18 protein-coding genes are annotated in these 19,544 nt (G+C 38.8%); 6 read left to right on the forward strand and 12 right to left on the reverse strand.

Annotated features, from left to right (window positions below; genetic code table 11):
* Positions 1–106: 106 nt before the first annotated feature.
* From D0T18_RS05370 to D0T18_RS05420, 11 genes are all read right to left on the reverse strand, one after another.
* Entirely contained in the window at positions 107–2,542 is a 2,436-nt protein-coding gene (locus tag D0T18_RS05370; protein WP_004111489.1) for a lysylphosphatidylglycerol synthase transmembrane domain-containing protein, read from the reverse strand.
* 15 nt (positions 2,543–2,557) lie between these two features.
* Entirely contained in the window at positions 2,558–4,000 is a 1,443-nt protein-coding gene (gene purB, locus D0T18_RS05375; RefSeq protein ID WP_116440617.1) for an adenylosuccinate lyase, read from the reverse strand.
* Positions 4,001–4,062: 62 nt separating this feature from the next.
* The gene (locus D0T18_RS05380) at positions 4,063–5,670 is read right to left on the reverse strand and encodes an alpha/beta hydrolase (RefSeq protein ID WP_116440618.1); all 1,608 of its coding nucleotides are present in this window, start codon (positions 5,668–5,670) and stop codon (positions 4,063–4,065) included.
* 1 nt (position 5,671) lies between these two features.
* On the reverse strand, positions 5,672–5,860 hold the full coding sequence (locus D0T18_RS05385) for a hypothetical protein (protein ID WP_041160494.1): 189 nt from the start codon (positions 5,858–5,860) through the stop codon (positions 5,672–5,674).
* A 110-nt stretch (positions 5,861–5,970) separates the two neighbouring features.
* On the reverse strand, positions 5,971–6,561 hold the full coding sequence (locus tag D0T18_RS05390; protein ID WP_102155209.1) for a DUF6466 family protein: 591 nt from the start codon (positions 6,559–6,561) through the stop codon (positions 5,971–5,973).
* Complete coding sequence (locus D0T18_RS05395) at positions 6,558–7,673, reverse strand: vWA domain-containing protein (RefSeq protein WP_004111501.1); 1,116 nt, start codon at positions 7,671–7,673, stop codon at positions 6,558–6,560. The genes D0T18_RS05390 and D0T18_RS05395 overlap by 4 nt, the downstream gene beginning before the upstream one ends.
* The gene (locus D0T18_RS05400; protein WP_116440619.1) at positions 7,670–8,806 is read right to left on the reverse strand and encodes a vWA domain-containing protein; all 1,137 of its coding nucleotides are present in this window, start codon (positions 8,804–8,806) and stop codon (positions 7,670–7,672) included. The genes D0T18_RS05395 and D0T18_RS05400 overlap by 4 nt, the downstream gene beginning before the upstream one ends.
* Positions 8,806–9,333 carry a hypothetical protein gene (locus D0T18_RS05405; protein ID WP_004111504.1) on the reverse strand — a complete coding sequence of 176 codons (528 nt, stop codon included), beginning with the start codon at positions 9,331–9,333 and terminating at the stop codon, positions 8,806–8,808. Before D0T18_RS05405 ends, D0T18_RS05400 begins: the two co-directional genes overlap by 1 nt.
* Before the next feature lies 1 nt (position 9,334).
* On the reverse strand, positions 9,335–10,276 hold the full coding sequence (locus D0T18_RS05410; RefSeq protein WP_004111506.1) for a DUF58 domain-containing protein: 942 nt from the start codon (positions 10,274–10,276) through the stop codon (positions 9,335–9,337).
* Positions 10,273–11,397, reverse strand: coding sequence for an AAA family ATPase (locus D0T18_RS05415; protein WP_410310447.1), 1,125 nt, complete (start codon positions 11,395–11,397; stop codon positions 10,273–10,275). The genes D0T18_RS05410 and D0T18_RS05415 overlap by 4 nt, the downstream gene beginning before the upstream one ends.
* Positions 11,398–11,487: 90 nt before the next feature.
* Complete coding sequence (locus D0T18_RS05420) at positions 11,488–12,204, reverse strand: uracil-DNA glycosylase (protein WP_004106746.1); 717 nt, start codon at positions 12,202–12,204, stop codon at positions 11,488–11,490.
* 127 nt (positions 12,205–12,331) lie between these two features.
* Here D0T18_RS05420 and D0T18_RS05425 point away from each other — a divergent pair, with 127 nt between their 5' ends.
* On the forward strand, positions 12,332–13,000 hold the full coding sequence (locus D0T18_RS05425; protein ID WP_116440621.1) for a LytR C-terminal domain-containing protein: 669 nt from the start codon (positions 12,332–12,334) through the stop codon (positions 12,998–13,000).
* Between the two features lie 200 nt (positions 13,001–13,200).
* Positions 13,201–14,826, forward strand: coding sequence for a chaperonin GroEL (gene groL, locus D0T18_RS05430; protein WP_012914136.1), 1,626 nt, complete (start codon positions 13,201–13,203; stop codon positions 14,824–14,826).
* 106 nt (positions 14,827–14,932) lie between these two features.
* Here the strand turns inward: groL and D0T18_RS05435 are convergent, their stop codons facing one another.
* Positions 14,933–15,226: a WXG100 family type VII secretion target gene (locus D0T18_RS05435; RefSeq protein ID WP_004111519.1), complete on the reverse strand. Its 294-nt coding sequence runs from the start codon at positions 15,224–15,226 to the stop codon at positions 14,933–14,935.
* A 51-nt stretch (positions 15,227–15,277) separates the two neighbouring features.
* Between D0T18_RS05435 and D0T18_RS05440 the strand changes: the two genes are divergently transcribed.
* From D0T18_RS05440 to D0T18_RS05460, 4 genes are all read left to right on the forward strand, one after another.
* A complete protein-coding gene (locus D0T18_RS05440) occupies positions 15,278–16,183 on the forward strand; it encodes a hypothetical protein (RefSeq protein ID WP_102703073.1) in 906 nt (301 codons plus the stop codon).
* A 78-nt stretch (positions 16,184–16,261) separates the two neighbouring features.
* The gene (locus D0T18_RS05445; protein WP_004111521.1) at positions 16,262–17,002 is read left to right on the forward strand and encodes a response regulator transcription factor; all 741 of its coding nucleotides are present in this window, start codon (positions 16,262–16,264) and stop codon (positions 17,000–17,002) included.
* A 2-nt stretch (positions 17,003–17,004) separates the two neighbouring features.
* Positions 17,005–18,951 carry a sensor histidine kinase gene (locus D0T18_RS05450; protein ID WP_012914138.1) on the forward strand — a complete coding sequence of 649 codons (1,947 nt, stop codon included), beginning with the start codon at positions 17,005–17,007 and terminating at the stop codon, positions 18,949–18,951.
* A gap of 191 nt (positions 18,952–19,142) precedes the next feature.
* Positions 19,143–19,532, forward strand: a complete 390-nt coding sequence (locus D0T18_RS05460) for a cold-shock protein (RefSeq protein WP_012914139.1) — start codon at positions 19,143–19,145, stop codon at positions 19,530–19,532.
* Positions 19,533–19,544 lie beyond the last annotated feature (12 nt).

Genomic DNA, 19,544 nt, shown 5'->3' on the forward strand with positions numbered 1-19,544 from the left:
TTAATATTTTTTATTTATTTTTTGCTGTTTTTTATTTAAAACGCACTTGCATAGAAACAGATACGATATTTGCTAATAAAAATACACAAATGTTTGTAAATCTCACTTATATAAGCTCATTATTGCTGAGCCACTTCATTGCAAACGCGCCTAACGGAATTCTCAACCAGTAGAACATAAGCCTATACAGAAGAGTGGCAGACAAAGCAACTGTTGGAGGAACACCTACAGATGTAAATGCGAAAGTAAGAGAAGCTTCAACAGCACCCAAGCCGCCTGGCGTAGGCACTGCCGATCCAGCAGCGTTAGCAAGTAAGAATAGTAAGATTGTTTCCCAAGGATTTGCGTAATATCCAAATGCAAGCAAAGAAATCCAATAACCCAATCCAATGCATGAAACAAGCACAATAGCACCAAAAGAGCCTGCAATAAGTTGCATAGGATGTGAAATAAGTTCCTTAATTTGATGGCCGTAATCAGATAATATTGGCAAATAATGCTTTCGAATTGCTTTACGAGCGGACGGAATAACCATTAAAACACAAACTATAAGTGTGATTATTCCAATGAAAGTAATGAGCATATGAGTAGGAATCATTCCAGAAAGCACATTTTTACCAGTGAAAACGCCTATAGAAAGTAATACTAAAGTTGTCATTAATGCTTGAATAAGCCATACTGCACTAGTAATTGCTGTAGCTTGAGCTGAAGTGTACCCGCTTTTCTTTAATAATTGCATATTTACAAATGCAGGACCAACACCAGCAGGCATAGAAACTGCTGTGAAACCAGTAGCTGCTTGAGATGCAAACAAAACATGTGCAGAAGGTTTTTGATCATCCATGAATGAGCCGAGAGTAATTGCAGATCCAATCCAAGCAAACATGCTGCAAGCAAAGCACATAAATACCATTACATTATCTGCGTGACGCAAGGCAGCAAATACTTCCTGAGGATGCCACTGTGTAGCAATAACAGCGACAGCAACAATCGAAAGAACCAAGCTAACAAAGAAACGTATATTGAAGCGCGCTAAACGCACAGTATCATAATCTTCTTCATCTGTGTGTAAAGCAACTATTTGACTTAACTTATTGCAAAGATTTTGGAAAACTTTTTTATTCCAAGATGGCAAAGATCTCGTGGAAGCAGGAATAGCAGCTTTCTGCATAAAAGGCAATAGTGCAGATAACTTTTCTGCACCCCATGTGTTAATAGCAGCTTTAAGAGCAGTGTCAATATCTGTGCAAGATGCAATAAGCGTTAAAAGCTGAACTTTATCAAGTGCAATATTTGTATCATCGCTGGCAACGTCGCCGTTTTGCCAACCTGCAATAACTGGTGTTCCGTCTTCAAGCCTAGCAATAGTTTCAGGAGTGATGCGTCTATGCGTAATACCGCGAGTGTTAGCAGCATCTACATAACGCATTAATTTTGCTGCATCATCAATAGTTAAAGTGTTCAAATTGCAAGGCAGTAGAGCGTTAGAAGCGTGAAAAACCATTATTGAAGATTTATCACTGTCGCTTACTCCATAAACATTCGCTGTTGGCAAATGCATATTTCGTAAAACAAGAAGCATAGAAAGGTGGTGATGAACAGAATGTCTAGCAGAACGATCTCTACGAGTTGGTATATCTACTAAACGCACCCACTGCCATAATTGATTTAAATAACCTGGTAAATGAACTTGATTATCTAATACTGAAATTACATAACGTATGCCGTGGATGTCTGTTGCATCATACAATCTTGAATTTTCAATTAAATCGTCATCAAGACTTGAACGAAGAACTCCAGTATGATCAGCTTGCTGAGTTCTACGAGTTAATTGAGTAAGATTATCTATGCCAATATTTTTTAAAGCAAGAACAATATCGTCACCCCAAGCACCCTTACTGCGTGTGCCTTTTGCGAAACGAATAAGCGTACCAATTGCTCTTCCTAAGCAACATGATACAAGAATAGCAGAGTAGGAATCCCAAGATGAAAATAGAAGTATTGCTGTAACAATGAATAAAGCATTCCAGCCCCACATTACATGCTTATATTCGCGTCTAGGACCACTAACTGTAAGAAAAGCAACCAGAACAGCATACATGTCTGGAAGCAAATCAGCCCAAGTGTTATTAGACCGCATTTGTAAAGATTCAATCAAAGCTATATTGTGTGTAGAAAATATCGCAATAGATAACAGCCATACTGAACCATAACTTATAAACAGCGTAATAACAGAAATAGCGGTATCAATCCAACGCCTGTCAGAAACCATGTGTGCAATAACTTCTGCAACAACAATAAGAGTAAGACCTTGCTGTATCAGAACAAATGAAAGATTATTAAAAGATAATCCTATAATTTGAGTAGCACTTCGTGCATCAATCTTCATAGCATCAGCCGTTGCTGATAAACACATTGACGACAACAAAGTAAAAACGCCAATTACAACTGATGATATTGCATACAACAAATCAGCCCAACTACGTACTAAGCTAGGCTGAGTATCTTCAATAACAAGATTTGGATTTATGCTAGATTGCATGGCTTTACCGTCTACTTAATCAATAAAGTCCACCAATTGTGAAGCAAATCCAGTGTAAGATTCTGGTGTCATTGCTTGCAAACGAGCTGCAGTATTGGCATCAAAGTTACGAGATTTAATGAATTCTTCTACGTCACTTTGTGAAATATGGTGACCACGCATTAATTCTTTTACTTGCTCATATGGTCGTTCCATACCAGGTACGCCAGCAATTTCTTCAGCACGCATTGCTGTTTGAATTGGCTCTCCAAGAACTTCCCAATTTTCGTCTAATTCTTTTGCCATAAATTCTTTATTAGGATGAATAGACTTCAAACCGCCTAAAAGATTATTCAAAGCAAGAAGAGCATAACCGAAAGCTGAGCCAACATTCCTTTGAGTAGTAGAATCTGTAAGATCACGCTGCCAGCGGCTTTCAGTAAGAGTTGCACATAATGTGTCAAACAGTGAGCAAGAAATCTCAAGATTAGCTTCAGCGTTCTCAAAACGAATAGGATTAACCTTATGAGGCATAGTAGAAGATCCTGTAGCTCCCTTCACAGGAACTTGCACAAAAATACCTCTAGAAATATACATCCATACGTCAACTGCAAGATTATGCAGAATATGGTTTATGTGACTTACAGTGCTATAAAGTTCAGCCTGCCAATCGTGGCTTTCAATTTGAGTTGTTAATGGATTCCATTGAATACCCATTCTATTTTCAACAAACTCTTGAGATACGCTAATCCAATCAACTTCTGGGAAAGCAGCTAAATGAGCTCCAAAAGTTCCTGTAGCACCATTCAACTTTCCTAAATACTCTTGATTATCAAGATGACGAAGTTGACGACGCAAACGATATGCAAACACTGCCAATTCCTTGCCTAAAGTAGTTGGAGTAGCAGGCTGGCCATGAGTTAACGAAAGCATAGATAAATCTCTATATTCGTTAGCATTCTTAACTAAATAATCAACTATCGCTTCTAAATTCGGACGATAAACGTTTAAAACAGCTTGCTTTACGCAACGCGCAATAGAAAGATTATTAATATCTTCACTTGTGCATGAAAAATGTACTAAAGTTTTTAAATTTGAAAGCTCAGTAGCACGACCAAGCTTATTTTCTGCTTCGTCTAACGCATCGTCAATGTAGTATTCAACAGCTTTAACATCGTGATGAGTAATAGCCTCATGCGCAGCATGACGAGCAATTCCTTCAGCATCAAAATTTTCAGGAATAGAACGCAAATATGAGCATTCTTCATCAGTTAAAGGATTAACACCCTTAACAATTGGCTGGAATTGATTAGCTTCATAACCATTTGCGAGAAGAATCATCCACTCAACTTCTACACGCATGCGCTCGCGATTTAACGCAGGTTCGCTTAAATATTCAACGAGTGCGGATGTTTGATTATGATAACGCCCATCGAGAGGAGTCAGAGCTATTGCAGGAGAAATATCGGTAAGCTTCATAGTTTTAAGGTTACATCATGCTGCGAATTAGCTTAATTTTACTCAATAAGAATTTAATTATTTTATTTTTTCATTACTCCTTGCCACAATGTAGTACTTTGCAATTTGCCATTAATAGTATTCTGAAAATGTCGATCTTGCTCGCGCACACTTTTAGATCCGAGTTGAAGAGCATCTTCATAAGCTGCAGTATGGTAATGCAAATCATGAGTTAAAGTTCCTTCTTCTGGAACGTCATTAACGAATATTCCGTCATTATCGAATTTTTTAGTCGAATATTGTTTGCCAGAAAAACGCGTGACTCCAGGAGGTAAAGAACACTTAGATTCTTTAACATGAATTGCATGACCGTGAATAGTCACCCAATTATTTCTACGAGGATTCTCTTTGCCATCTAAAGAAGGCACAATCTCATCGTCCATCTCAATACTGGTAACCCAAGTTTTCTTAGGAATTGGATGATTTGCAATAGGAGATCCAGCAGTAACAACATGCTGTATGTTGTATTGCTTAGCGTAATCGCTTGCAATGCTTGCTGCAACAATACCTCCTTGAGAATGTCCTACTAAAGCAACAGGCTCGTTAGATTTAATTCCAGAACGTTTCATAGCTTCTACAACCATTCGAGTGCTATCAGCTTGTTTTCTAACTAAAGAACTATGACTCATTACTTCTGCGTTTTGTGCCCAACCAAAAGGAGAGTGTGCTTTACCGTCAGTTCCTGGAATTATTACTAACCATGACGAACTGCCATCGCTGCGCCTAAAACGTTGAATTGCAATAGTAGCAGCATCTGGATTAACAAGTGGTGGTCTAACGCCCAAATTTTCGCTTCCAAGTTCCGTTAAATTTTCTAAAGTTTCAAGCAGATTACGTCCAGGTCTAGCAAGAACAGATCCAGGTTTTCTCCACATCTCATTTACTTTAGTGAGAAGTAAATTATTACCTTGCTTTCGATCATTAATAGGCGCGCTTACGAAGCTAAGAGCACTAGAAATAAATGGAATAGCTTGTGATAAATATTTTTGAGCATTGGATAAAAAGTTTAGTGAGGTTTCACGCTCTTTTTTATTTATGGGGCCTTTCGCATTTCCGGCAATAAATATTGGCAAACTTGTAATAGGATTTAAAATAAGGTGCTGCGATAAACCTCGAATAATTCCTTGTTGTATATTCTTAGTTGTGTAGGACCATCTAGCAAGATTTTGGAAACCTGAATGATTTTTATTATCTTGATTAACGGCGAGACCTGCGGACAATAAAACATGTAAAGCAAAAATAGGGTTTGCAAGAGCCAAGAAAGAAATTTTATTGTCTAACTCGTCTTTTGCACGAAATTCTGCATCTTCATACAAATTATTTGCTCTTGCAATAAGAAAAGCAAGATTTTCTAAATTTTGAGACATTAAATAACATTTATGAGCATATTCATGACATATGCTTTCAGTTAAAAATGATTGCGAAGAATCATGAATATATGCTCCTGATTCTTTTTGTATACCATAATTTTGACCGGCAATAACCATCGCTGCATTAAGCCATAAATTTTTTAGCGTAAGTAATTCTTTAGCAATATTATTGAGTTTTCTGGAAAAACTAATATACGCTTCTCTATCAGCAACGCTAAGCGTCATTCCACCTACAACAGAGGACTTAACTTTCCAAGACATACTATATTCCTCCGCGAATGTTATATAACGCATACGCTTGTGCAGAAATATTTTTCATACTATGACGAAAATGTTCGGCTGCAAGCCCTTGCCAATCTTCTAATTCAGTCGCTGCGGATTCTGCCATAACGCAGCGAGCGCACTCTTGAGTGCGTTGTATAAGCCATTGCCATTCGTAATATGTGTGCATAATCGTTATTACACACGTTTATTAATGAAAAGTCACTAAAAAATATTCAATGTGGTTAAAAGGTTATTAATGCTTATTGCTTCGCTTATAGATAATCGTTGAAGATTTAATTACCAAGGCTTATTGCTGCTTTCATCAGTTTTAGTACGTTTTTCTGTCTTTTCTAAACCTTGCTGGTCTTCTTGATTCTGTGAAGATTGAGAATCCACATGATCGTTCTGTTTTAGCAAGTTTTCAACTTTATTGCGCTGAGCATTGCTCAATTGAGGCTTAGACGAATCTGACTGCTTTTTATCTTTAGAAGAATTGTTAGAATTATCGTTTTTAAAATGATTGTTATGCTTTTTCGGTTTCTGTTGCTTATTAGTATTGTTTTGATTCTGCTTTAATTTTTCTGTTAACTTTCGTGATAATTCAGCATTTTTGTCAATACTATTTCGAAGTTGAGGAAGCAGTATCATTTCTTGAGATTTAGCATCATCAAATTGCGCATCAGTTTGCTGTTGCTGAGTTAAAAGCACATTCTTGTCGCTATCGATACTCTTAGCAGATTTTATGTTAGAAATAAGGCTATCCGTAGCAGTATTATACGCGTATTGTGCTCTCCAATTTACGATAGCAAAATACGCTACGAATATCGCAATAATCAAGAACAAGAATGTAACAATGCGAATAATTGTGCGACTAGACATGTGCTTCATACTAATTTCCTTGAAGTTATAAACCACGACATTAATTCCCAAATTAAAAGTATCGACGCAAATATTGCAAACGGCCAAATAATTGGTTCAGGTCTCAAACGAGGTTTTGCTGTCTCGTTCATTCTCCATTGGTGTGAAAGAATTGGTTTTGCTTCGTCTCCAAATGTTACGTTTAAAGATGAGTGCATATACTTGCCGCTAAGCTCATCGGCAATATTTCGCAAGTTCTTTTCATCAAGCTTTGAAATCCCAGGATTTCCTGTAGCAGGATCAATAACCCATTGATTAGAGGTATTGTCTTCGCTGTAGTCGTCAAGTTGCAGCTGTGTTTTTTCCAAAGGTATTTTAGCTCCTTTAGATGAGCCTATTCCAATAACAAATGCGTTAGTAATATAAGCTCTGAGCGATGAAAATGTGCGGCGCTTTCGTTGTGTTGTTTCCTCACCATCGCTTAAAACATACAAAACTGTTGTATCATCTGGATGAGCATCATGTATAGCTTTTGCAGTAAGCAAAGTTTGATCTATAGGAGCGTCAAGACTAGTTCCAGTAGCTACGCTAGTTGGTTCAGTTCGTAAAGTATTTATCCAATTGTCAACTGCTCTAGCATCAGGCGTTAATGGAACATCGACAGACGTAGAAGCACCAAAAGAAATAGCAGCAAAACTTGAGTTAGCATAGGATTTTGTTATTTGACGAATAATATTCCTTGCTGCATCAATACGCTCAATCTTACTATTTTTTGCATAATCAGCGTCTTTTGCTCTCATTGAACCTGTTATATCTAGAGCAATAATCACGTTTGTTGCATTTACTGCTCTTTGTAAAGTTGAACGCATAATACTTGGAGATAGCACGCAAATTATTAGCATTATGCATATGCCAATACGTCTTAATCTCATGCAAAAAGTTTCATCACTTGATCCTGGTTTCCTACGTATAGGCACAATTTCAAAAAACATTGCTGCCAACAAAACTAATATTGCAATAATCGCAATAATCCAGCCATATGATGGAGAAAAAACCAACTGACCTGCTTGAGAAGTGTCAGAAGCTTCAATTTTAGCGTGTGCAAACAGTAGGGTAGTAGCAGAAAATAGTGTTGTTGTCATCGCTTCATCCTCTTTGCAATAGCTAACCAAATCACAACGCTAAACACAGTAAGCAAAACCCAAAGACCAGGATCGTCGCTAAATGCAGACTGAGCAGTGCCTTGAGGAATTGCAGTATGTCTTTTTTCAATTTCTTTTACTAAATTAATAACAGAATCAGAATTGCGTTGAGAAAGGAAAATTCCACCATGAGATTCAATAAGCTGTTTCATTTCTAACGTAGCATCATCATTCTCATTCTGTTTTGCGCCGGAATATAACCCGTCGACAGTAATTTTAGCTTGCTTTGTTAAATCTAAAGCTTGCTTTAATGAGTAAGTTTGTTTTCCAGAAACAACATTATCTGTAGCAAGAACAATGGAAGCACTTCTATTAAAACGGCTTTGTATTTTATGGTTATTATGAGCAGAACCATAAATAAAACCTGGAAGCATTGCTGCGCAACTAACTAAACCGTCTCCAATAAGAGATGTTGCGTTTTTGCGATTTTGAGTTCCTTCAAGCCAGTCAGAAATTTCCTGATATTGGCGTTGTTGTAAACGATTAATACGACTTTGCGATTGAACTCCGCCAAGCAAATTTGCAGCATATTGCAATTGTTTTTTAGCTAGTCGATAATCGTCAGTCAGTGGAAAAACTGTTCTAGATGTGGAGTTAAAAATGCTTAATCCAATGCGTTCACCCTGAAAATGCTCAATAAAATTAAGATACGCTTGAATTACTTCGCGATCATATGGTAAAGCAGAACCTGAAACGTCTAAGCATAAAACAATGTCTCTAGAACTAACTTGCTCGTTCGCATTAAACACTCGGGCTGGTCTAGAAGCAACAGCAAGCGAACTGCATAAAGATACTACCAATGCAGCCGCAGCAAACCTTCTAAACATTCGCCACATATACCATGAATGACTAGTAGTAGTTCCTTGTAGATCATTGTCAAAAGTAAAAGTATAGAATTTTCGCGTAATATTACTAGTTTGACTCTTATACTTCTTTTTTAAAATATTGCTACGAATGGAATCTAAAATTAGTAAGATAGCAAAAATTGCTACAGAAATAACAACGCCTGCAACAAAAAGCAAAGGCCATTGCCATCTCCATGGCCATATGTATTCCCAAACATTATTACTCATCAACGTTTGTCCTTCGTTTGCCAGCCTTCAAGCAATACTAAAACCCATTCAGCAGCCTGCTCAACAGTAGTATTTCGCGCTTGCTCGTTTGCTTTGCGATCAGCAAATTCTGGAGGATACAAAGCAGATATTGTTTGGCGTAACATATCAGCACCTTTTTTATTGCGCCATTTCAAACGCAAAGAAGCCAATTCTCCCAAAGTGTGAGTTTGAATATCTTCACCGCTCATCTTCGAAACATAAGATCTAGCAATAGAAGCCAATTCTGCACAAGCCTGATCTTTAGTAAGTTCATTGTTATGATACTTCTCAACAATCGCATCAATATCTTTACGCCAAGCTTGTTTGTTTACATTATGAACGTGAACTGCTTCTGTAGAGTTGCTACTTTCAGTTAATTTTTTTGGCTTTTTAAAAGAAAAATATAAAACCGCAAAAGCAATAAAGATAACAACAAGCGATGCAGAAAGTAGTATTAAAAAAAGCGTTTCATCATGTAAAGGCTTTTGAATATCTTCCAGGCTCATTCTATTCAACCTCCTTGTTAAATGAGTCAGCAAGATAATTTGTACGGCTCACTTTTTGTGCAGAAATATGGAAAACTTCTTCACTTGAAGAACCATAAATTATTGAAGATTGAACACCAAGCAGCATATCGTATAAAGCGTTTATTCTAAAATTTCTACGAGCTTCGACTTCATTTTTATTTGATTCTTTTTTCAAAAACGCCGGTACTTTACGTAAAGTAATTCCATCAAATATTTGCAAATCAATTGCAGAATCAAAAGGATTAATAGGAGAGACAACAATAACTACAAGCTTATGATTTTGCGTAATTTTACGCAAAGATTCAGAGTTATGAGCTTGTAATGCATACTCATCAGTTATTAAAACTACCAGACCATTATTGTCAATATTTTTTAGTAACGAAGTAAGCAACGCATCAATGTCTCTGGTATTCCTACGAGTATTAAGCAACGTATAATCTAGATTTCGCTCAAAATCAGAAAGATTACTAGCAGAATGAACATTGATAACGTTTTTTCCATCTGCACACAACAAAGAAACAGCATCATGACGTTTTAAACTCAAAGATGCAAAAAAGCATGCAGAGTTAGACGCAACTTCATACAGAGATTCTCCAGAAACACAAGCTCCATTCATATTGATGCTTGTATCTAAAGCAATCCAAGTATGAGAAGACGAAGTACGCTCTCTAGAAGACACCATAGGTTGTCCAGTTCGAGCACTCGCAGACCAATTCATCATGCGAGCTTCATCTCCTGGCTGCCACGCGTGTATGTCAATAACATCACCTGTGCCAAAACGTCTGTGCGAAGGATGGTCTCCCTCTAATAAGCCTAAAGCTTTACGCGCAATAGGCAAATCAATTCGCTGATCCAAAAGCTCAATTTTGCGACGCACGGCTTTAGCAGGTTCAGATAATACTAACCGCTTCGTACGCATCATGGCACAGGAACCGTCTTAACTAATGCATCAATTACTTGATCTGTAGTAATAGAATCAGCTAAAGCTTCAAAAGTTAAAAGTATGCGATGCCTTAACACTTCATGCGCAAACAATTTAATATCTTCAGGTATCACATAATCGCGTCCAGAAAGTAAAGCGTGAGCTTGAGCAATACGAATAAGTGCAATTGATGCACGAGGGCTAGCTCCCATACGAACCAATGAATTAATCGTAGGAAGTGGATGCGTACCTTCACCGCGAGAAGTGGCAACAAGATCAACTACATACTTCATAACTGCTTCAGAAACGTGTATGTGACGCGCTGCAGTACGCATAAAAACAACATCTTGCAAACTTATGCGTTGAGTATTTAGCTTTGAAGGATCAACGACATCCGATCCTCGTTGAGTAAGTAATTGCAGCATACGAACTTCCTCGTCAGGATTAGGGTAAGTCATAACTGCTTTTACCATAAAACGATCCATCTGGGCTTCTGGAAGATTAAATGTTCCTTCTTCCTCAATTGGATTTTGCGTAGCAATAACCATAAATGGTTGAGGCAGAGGAATTCTTTCGCCTCCAATAGTTGTTGCTCCTTCTGCCATAGCTTCAAGCATTGCAGATTGAGTTTTTGCGTTTGAACGATTAATCTCATCCAACAAAATAACATTTGCATGGATAGGACCAATTTGCGTAGTAAAATGTTGGGAAGCAAAATCAAAAACTTGAGTACCAACTAAATCTGCTGGCATTAAATCCGGAGTACACTGCACACGACGGAAACTACCTGACATAGCTGTTGCAAGAGTTTGAGCAGCAGTAGTTTTTGCGAGACCTGGTACTGATTCAATAAGAATGTGTCCGCCTGCAATAAGAGTAAGAATAAGAGACTCTCGTAAAGCGTCTTGACCGACTAAGGTTTGTGCAAAACGTGCGCGCAAAATATTTGCAATTTGTTGGCAACGACGTATGTCATCACTCGAAATAGTTGCAGTGACTTGCGCACTTGTATTAGAAACAGCAGACGGCTGAGGTACAGCTGATCCAATGCCAAGCTTAGAAGCAATTGAAGTTTTATCGGTTAACGGTTTCTTCTGTGGTTGCGGTGGAAATAATGCCATAAGAGACATTTTAACCGATATGCAGTACTGACATGTTCAAAAATGGCATTTTTATTGTCTTTATAAGATAATTTGCAATATTTAAGACAATTAGATTTCTTGAGAATCTAGGGACCAATTAATTGGCGAAACTCCCATATTAATTAAGGCCTGATTAGCTCTTGAAAATGGATGCGATCCAAAGAATCCTCGCATTGCAGAAAGAGGGCTTGGGTGCGCTGATGTAATAAGAGTTGCATTCGTCAGCAAAGGAGCCAAACTTTGCGCATTACGACCCCATAAAATAGCTACAAGCGGCAATGGATTACCATTGCAATCAGTTCTATTGTTTAATGCTCGAATAGCTGCATCGGTTACAGGCTCCCAACCTTTTCCTTGGTGGCTATTTGCCTTACCGGCCTCAACAGTTAAACATCTGTTAAGAAGCATCACACCCTGCCTGGTCCACGGTGTTAGATCTCCACTTTTTGGAGTTTCTACACCTAAATCGTTTACTAATTCTTTATAAATGTTTATGAGACTTTTTGGCAGTGGGCGCACTTTTGCAGCTGTGCAAAAACTTAAGCCTACTGGATGGCCCGGCGTTGGATATGGATCCTGGCCAACAATTAAAACTTTAATGCTTTTTAGTGGAATAGAAAAAGCACGCAAAATGTTGTGGCTAGCAGGAAGAATATGATGTCCGCTTTCTATCTGCTCTCGCAAAAATACTCCCATTGCGCGTATTTGTGGCTCAACTGGCTTTAATGCTTCAGCCCAATCAGGATCCATTAGCTCGTTTAAGGGTTTAATATTTTGAGGATTCATATTGCTACTGTATGTCAAGGCATACCATAAAAGGAAATCAATCAAATTTTCTAAATTTGTGCTTTGTGCTAAGCATTAGATAGTATAGATTCATTATTGTTTAAATGATTTTATAAGGAGTGCAATTATGGCGCGAAATAATCAGAACGTGTCGTATACGCCTGATGCTTTTGATGAGCCACCAGAGGGACCGATTGGAGTTCATCGTGGAAATCCTGCGTGGTATGCCGTAATACTTCCTTATTTTGTTGCATTAATTGTTGCAGCGGTTGTTGGTGTTTTAGTTTGGGCTATCGCTTCTGGCGAAATCTCACATCTTCCGTTGCCTTGGAATCATCAGCAACAATCATCTCAATCAGCATCGCCTTCTAAGACTTCTGAAAACAAAAAGTCAGTTAAAAGCGACGAAGATAAATCTTCTGAAGGCGAAGATGACGACGATAATCAATCTGAAGAAAATAAATCAGATAGGAAAGATGCTGGTGACTCTAAGGATAATTCAGCAAATGATTCTAAGACGCAAACTTCACTAGATAAATCAGTTGCTGTGAAAGTTCTTAACGCAACCAAGATAAGCGGTCATGCTGCTGCTGGAGCAGATAAGTTAAAGCAAGCGGGATACGCAAATGTGACAGCTGGGAATCCAACTGGTAAAGTCCCAGGCGAGTCTGTTGTTTGGTATAAAGACGATTCACAAAAAGCTGCAGCTGAAGATATTGCAAAGACTTTAGGTATTAGTGCTGTCGAAAATGAAAAACAAATCGTTTCTCCGATTGTAGTTGTGCTTTGCAAGTAATATTTTTAGCATAAAAATAACCGGTTAGAATTATTTTCTAACCGGTTTTTATGTATAAACGCCAAAAAAGTTGGCACTCGGGTACATAGAGTGCTAATCTTCAAATTAGCACTCAAGCCTTGAGAGTGATAATAAGCAGCTGACGGCTTATTACTCAAGATTGCAGTGAAAAGTTCATAAATAACGTATGTGGAGGAACTATGGCAAAGATTATTGCCTACCAGGAAGACGCCCGTCAGGGTATGCTCGCCGGTTTGGATAAGCTTGCAGACACTGTTAAAGTTACACTTGGTCCAAAGGGTCGCAACGTTGTATTAGATAAGACTTACGGTGCACCAACTATCACAAATGATGGCGTTTCTATCGCTAAGGAAATCGATCTTGAAGATCCATACGAGCGTATTGGCGCCGAACTTGTTAAGGAAGTAGCTAAGAAGACTGATGATGTTGCAGGCGACGGTACTACAACTGCTACTGTTTTGGCACAGTCTTTGGTGCATGAAGGTTTGAAGAATGTTGTTGCAGGAAGCAACCCAATCGCTCTTCGCCGCGGCATCGAAAAGGCTGCTGAAGCAATCGTCAAGGAATTGCTTGCTTCTGCAAAGGATGTTGAGACCAAGGAACAGATTGCTGCTACTGCTACGATTTCTGCAGCTGATCCTGAAGTTGGCGAAAAGATTGCTGAAGCTTTGGATAAGGTCGGTCAGGATGGTGTTGTCACAGTTGAAGACAACAACAAGTTTGGTCTTGACTTGGACTTCACTGAAGGTATGCGCTTTGATAAGGGCTATATTTCCCCTTACTTCGTCACTAACGCTGACGATCAAACTGCTGTTCTTGAAGATCCATACATTTTGCTCACTTCTGGCAAGGTTTCAAGCCAGCAGGATATCGTCCACATCGCTGAGCTTGTTATGAAGTCTGGCAAGCCATTGCTTATTATTGCTGAAGATGTTGATGGTGAAGCATTGCCAACACTTGTTTTGAACAAGATTCGTGGCACTTTCAACACTGTTGCTGTTAAGGCTCCAGGATTCGGCGATCGTCGTAAGGCTATGCTTCAAGATATGGCTATTTTGACCGGTGCACAGGTTGTTTCTGACGACCTTGGCTTAAAGCTCGATTCTATCGACGCTTCTGTGTTTGGTCACGCAGCTAAGGTTATTGTTTCTAAGGATGAAACAACTATCGTTTCTGGTGCTGGATCTAAGGAAGATGTTGATGCTCGCGTGGCTCAGATTCGCGCAGAAATCGAGAACACTGATTCCGATTACGATCGCGAAAAGCTTCAGGAGCGTCTTGCTAAGCTTGCTGGCGGCGTTGCTGTTATTAAGGTTGGCGCTGCTACTGAAGTTGAAGCTAAGGAGCGTAAGCATCGTATTGAAGATGCAGTTCGTAACGCTAAGGCTGCTATTGAGGAAGGTTTGCTTCCAGGCGGTGGCGTAGCTTTGGTTCAGGCTGCTGCAAAGATTGAAAAGTCTCAAGCAATCACAGAGCTTAAGGGCGAAGAAGCGACGGGTGCTGCAATCGTGTTCCGCGCTGTAGAAGCTCCAATCAAGCAGATTGCTCAGAACTCTGGCGTTTCTGGAGATGTTGTGCTCAACAAGGTGCGTGAGCTTCCAGAAGGCGAAGGCTTCAACGCTGCAACCAACACTTACGAAGATTTGATGGCTGCTGGCGTTACTGACCCAGTTAAGGTAACTCGTTCTGCTCTACAGAACGCTGCTTCTATTGCAGGTTTGTTCTTAACCACTGAAGCTGTGGTTGCTAACAAGCCAGAAAAACCAGCTGCAGCACCACAAGCTGGTGCCGACATGGGCTACTAAATTAAAAGTTGTAAAAATTTTATAGCTGAATAGCTCATAGTAAATGGCGGTATGCTCACAAGTAAAGTATACCGCCATTTATATTTCATTAGATTATTCAGACTATTCAGCCCATTCCAAATAGGGAAGTAGCTTGAGCTTCCGCATCAAGATACACTCCTGACGCATGTTGCATAGCTTGCTGAATTGCTTCTAATGATTGTTCCATTTGTTGTTGCGCCGCTCGCCACTGCTGAGCGGTCGACGCAAATTGTGTAGCCGCCGATCCAGTCCACACGCTCTGCAATTGCTGTAAATTGGTATACATCCCGTTGACTGCATCTCTAATTGCACTAACCGAGGTTCCAACGGCTGCCGCAGCCTGCTGAATTTGCTCTGAATCAACTCGAAATTGTGCCATATTTCCCCTCCATTTGTTTTGCGTCTAAATAAACGCTTTTTATAAATTATTTTGCGAAACATTCCAAATAAATTAAGCAAGGATTTTTATAATGCTACTTTTACTTGTGTGATGTCACGCTATTATGAATATATGCCATCAAAAAACTACGAAAAAGATTCATGCACCAATGTGGTTAAAAGCTTAACTTGCACGCGTATTGCAAATTTTAACTACCAGCATTCTCATTCAAAACTATTTTTAGCTAAACGCGTATTGCTTTTATTAATGGCATTTTTATTTAGTTTTTCTTTTATTCTTCCAACTCTTCCAATAAATTCGCTCATATTTTTACCTTTAAATAGAGTAAATACAATTAATGCATATGCTGAAAGTAATGAGCAAAATTCTGGAATAGTTGCAACAGACTCAATAACAGACACAGAAAATTTGCTTGGGGATTCTGTCAGTAAAGTTGCTGACATGATTGAGACAACAAAAAAGCGTACAGGAGTAAATGTTAGGCTCTTATATTTGTCTACTTTTGGAAATACAAAAAATCCATCAAAATGGGCTAGTGATTTGTTGATTAGTACGCTTCCAGCTAAAAATACTGTGCTGCTTGCAGTAGCAACTCATGATGGAAGATTAGTTGTAGCTGTTTCGCCTAATTCCGATGAATGGCTCAAAAATAAAAATACTGTAGACTCGTTATCCGATGCAGCTTATAAGCCATTAGTAAGCACAACTGGAACGCATTGGGATCAATCTGCAATAATGATGATGAAACAAATAATGCGTGCAAAACGTACGTCAACAACTTCTTCTGCAAGTCTTATTTCTACAATTATTATGCTATTAATATTGTTGGCATTATTCTCAATAGTCGCGATTATTCTGTTTAGAAAGAATCGCATACAACGTCAAATACTTGCTGGTGTTAGAAAAGCTCGTAGAAGGCACGCTCGTCACAGGTAGACAAAAATATTCGATAACTTGTTTTATTTTCAGCAATTATTCAGGAAACATTCAGCTTGATAAGTGATGCTAATCAATATGAGTAAGAACGTTGAAGCATCTATTGTCGTGGTCGATGACGAGCCATCAATCCGTGAACTTTTGGTAGCATCTTTGCATTTTGCTGGGTTTGAAGTAGAAACTGCTGCATCCGGCTCAGAAGCTGTTGAAGTAATTGAACGAGTAAATCCAAATCTTATCGTTATGGATGTTATGCTCCCAGATATTGATGGTTTTACTGTTACGAGGCGTATTCGTCAAAATGGAATTAAAGTTCCTGTATTGTTCCTAACTGCAAGAGACGATACACAAGATAAAATTATGGGTCTAACCGTTGGTGGAGATGACTACGTTACAAAGCCATTCAGCTTGGAAGAAGTAGTGGCAAGAATACGAGCAATTCTTCGCAGAACACAAGAACCTGATGAAGAAACTCATATTATAAAAGTTGCGGATCTTGAGATTAACGAGGATTCTCATGACGTAACTCGATGTGGCGTGCCAATCGAACTTAGCCCAACTGAATACAAACTACTTCATTATCTTATGGACAATGAAGGTCGAGTTCTGTCAAAAAGCCAGATTTTGAATCACGTATGGCAGTACGATTGGGGCGGAGACGCAGCAATCGTTGAATCTTATATTTCTTATTTAAGAAAGAAGATTGATGGCATTGAAATTACTGATGATTCAGGAAAACAGCAAAAAGTAGTTCCTCTTATTGAAACTAAACGTGGCATCGGTTATATGATTCGAGAGCCTAAGGCAGGTCAAGCCTGATCATGCAATCTAGTAATAATAACTACAATAACGCTGAATCAACTATTAGCAACAGCACAAATAATAACTCTAAAGATGATTCAGATGTTAGAACTGCTGGAAAAAGTGTTGCGATAGAGCTAAGTGAAAATAACAAAAAAAACAAAAAGCCTCGTAAAACCTGCTGGCTACGTCGTCGCATAAATGCAATACCACTGAGTACGCGTTTAGTTGCATGTACTCTCGCTATTTTAACTGTAGCCGCTTTTTGCATATCACTATCAATTCAGCAGCTCGTAGGAAATTATTTGCTAGAAAAAACTGATGTACAATTAGCAAGTCAAGCGCAATTTGTTTATGACAATGTTGATTCATTGCGCATGAAAAACTCAAATCAATCTTCAGTAGGTCCAAATAATTACTTTATGCAAGTTAGAGATACGCATAATAAAATTATTTCTACTCCATTAATACCAATTAAAGGATCGGTTGTTTCGGTTCCTAAACTTCCTGCAGACGGTTTTGATAGTAAAAAAATTGTTACCCACAAGCCTTACACAGCACCTGCAATCGTCAAGGGGAATACTAATAAAGTCGATGCAATCACTAAAAAGGCTGCAACAGCTCCATGGAGAGTTTTAGTATTAACGTGGGGTCAAAAAAATAGCTATAATTCAGAGTTAAGTGTTAGCGGTTATGTCTATATTGCTTTATCTCTTAGCGATCAAATTGATACCGTTAGCACACTTACTCGTTACTGTATAATGGTGAGTATTGCAGTTATTTTGTTTGGAGCAGTATTTTCAGCAATTATTATTCAATCAGCTTTAAGACCGTTAAAACGAATTGAAAAAACAGCTTCAAAAATTGCTTCTGGAGATTTAAGCAAACGAGTTCCATCTGCTCCTGAAAATACTGAGGTTGGATCTTTAGCAGCTTCTCTTAACTCTATGCTTGCTCGTATTGAAAGAGGATTTAATGAGCAAGAAGATATGACAGAAAAAATGAAGCGATTCGTTTCAGATGCAAGTCATGAATTACGTACTCCATTAGCTGCAATTCATGGATATGCTGAGTTATATACAATGTGGCGCAACATGCCAGGAGAGCAGGAGAGAGCAGATGACTCTATTGCCCACATTAAGGCTTCTAGCGAGAGAATGACTGAACTAGTAGAAGATTTGCTTTCTTTGGCGCGTTTTGATGAGGGTCGTGGAATTAATATTTCACAGCAAGTTAGCTTATCTCCAATACTTTCTGACGCGGCTAATGATCTACATGCTCTTGATCCTGCTAGATCCGTTCAACAAGGCTATTTAACTATTTCGGATGAGTGGAAGCTTATGAGTTGCACAAATTGCGATTTTGAGCGTAAGCTCCAATTCCATGTTGGTACACTTCCAACTGTTACGCTACTCGGTGATGGTGCTAGATTACGCCAAGTAATGACAAATATCGTAGGAAATATTCATAGATACACCCCTGTTGATTCTCCTGTAGAAATTGCAGTAGGAGTTATGAAGGCGTCTATAACTCCAAATGAATTATCTAAATTACCTTCTGTAAAAGAATCACTGAAGGAGTTTTTGGAAGCAGCGGAAGTCAGCCAATCTACTGATACGGGTCATAAGTATGCTGTAATTCGAGTTGTTGACCATGGCCCTGGAGTTCCAGAAGAATCATTGTCTAGAATTTTCGAGCGTTTCTATATTGCTGACCCATCAAGAGCTAGAGAAAAAGGTGGAACTGGCTTGGGCATGGCAATTGCGCAATCTGTAGTAAAAGCACATCATGGTTTTATTTGCGCAACTATATCTTCTCCATTAGAAGCATCGACCAATTCTAAAACTAATCTTGATGACACTATGGATGGGTCTGAGCAAATAGATGTTAAAGCTCATGGCCTAACTCTTACTGTAGTTCTGCCAGTTAATGAAATCGATGAGCCTTCTAAAATTGTTAGCGATTAAAATATTGGCATTAGCAACACTTGCGTAGGTTAAAAAAATTTTATTGCCCGCGTGTATGCGCTACAATGTAATAAGGAAACAAGTAATAACAATATTTGGTACACTATCTATAAACCTATCGCATATGCTGATACTTTATGCCTTGTGCACTTCAGCGTGCGAAATGAGAATTATTTGGAGTGAGGTGTGTTATGCCCAATGGGCGCGTGCGTTGGTACGATACGCAGAAGGGGTACGGCTTTATTGTTGGAGATGATGGTAAGGATGTTTTCTTGCCAGCAGCAGCATTGCCAGTTACTGTAAAAAGTTTACACAAGGGTACACGAGTTGAGTTTTCTGTAATTGAAGGTCGCAAAGGACCACAGGCTATGGGCTTGAATGTTATTGCAACAGCACCATCGCTTGTAAAGGCTACTCGTCCTAAAGCCGAAGATATGGCAGCTATTGTAGAAGATCTTATTAAGCTTCTTGATTCTGCTGGTAATGGTTTGCGTCGACGTCATTACCCATCAACTGCTGAAAGCAAAAAACTTGCTACATTGTTGCGTGCAGTGGCAGATAATTTTGACGTTCAGGAATAGTGTCTGGAATAT

Source organism: Gardnerella swidsinskii (genome assembly GCF_003397705.1).
GTDB classification, from domain to species: Bacteria; Actinomycetota; Actinomycetes; order Actinomycetales; family Bifidobacteriaceae; genus Bifidobacterium; species Bifidobacterium swidsinskii.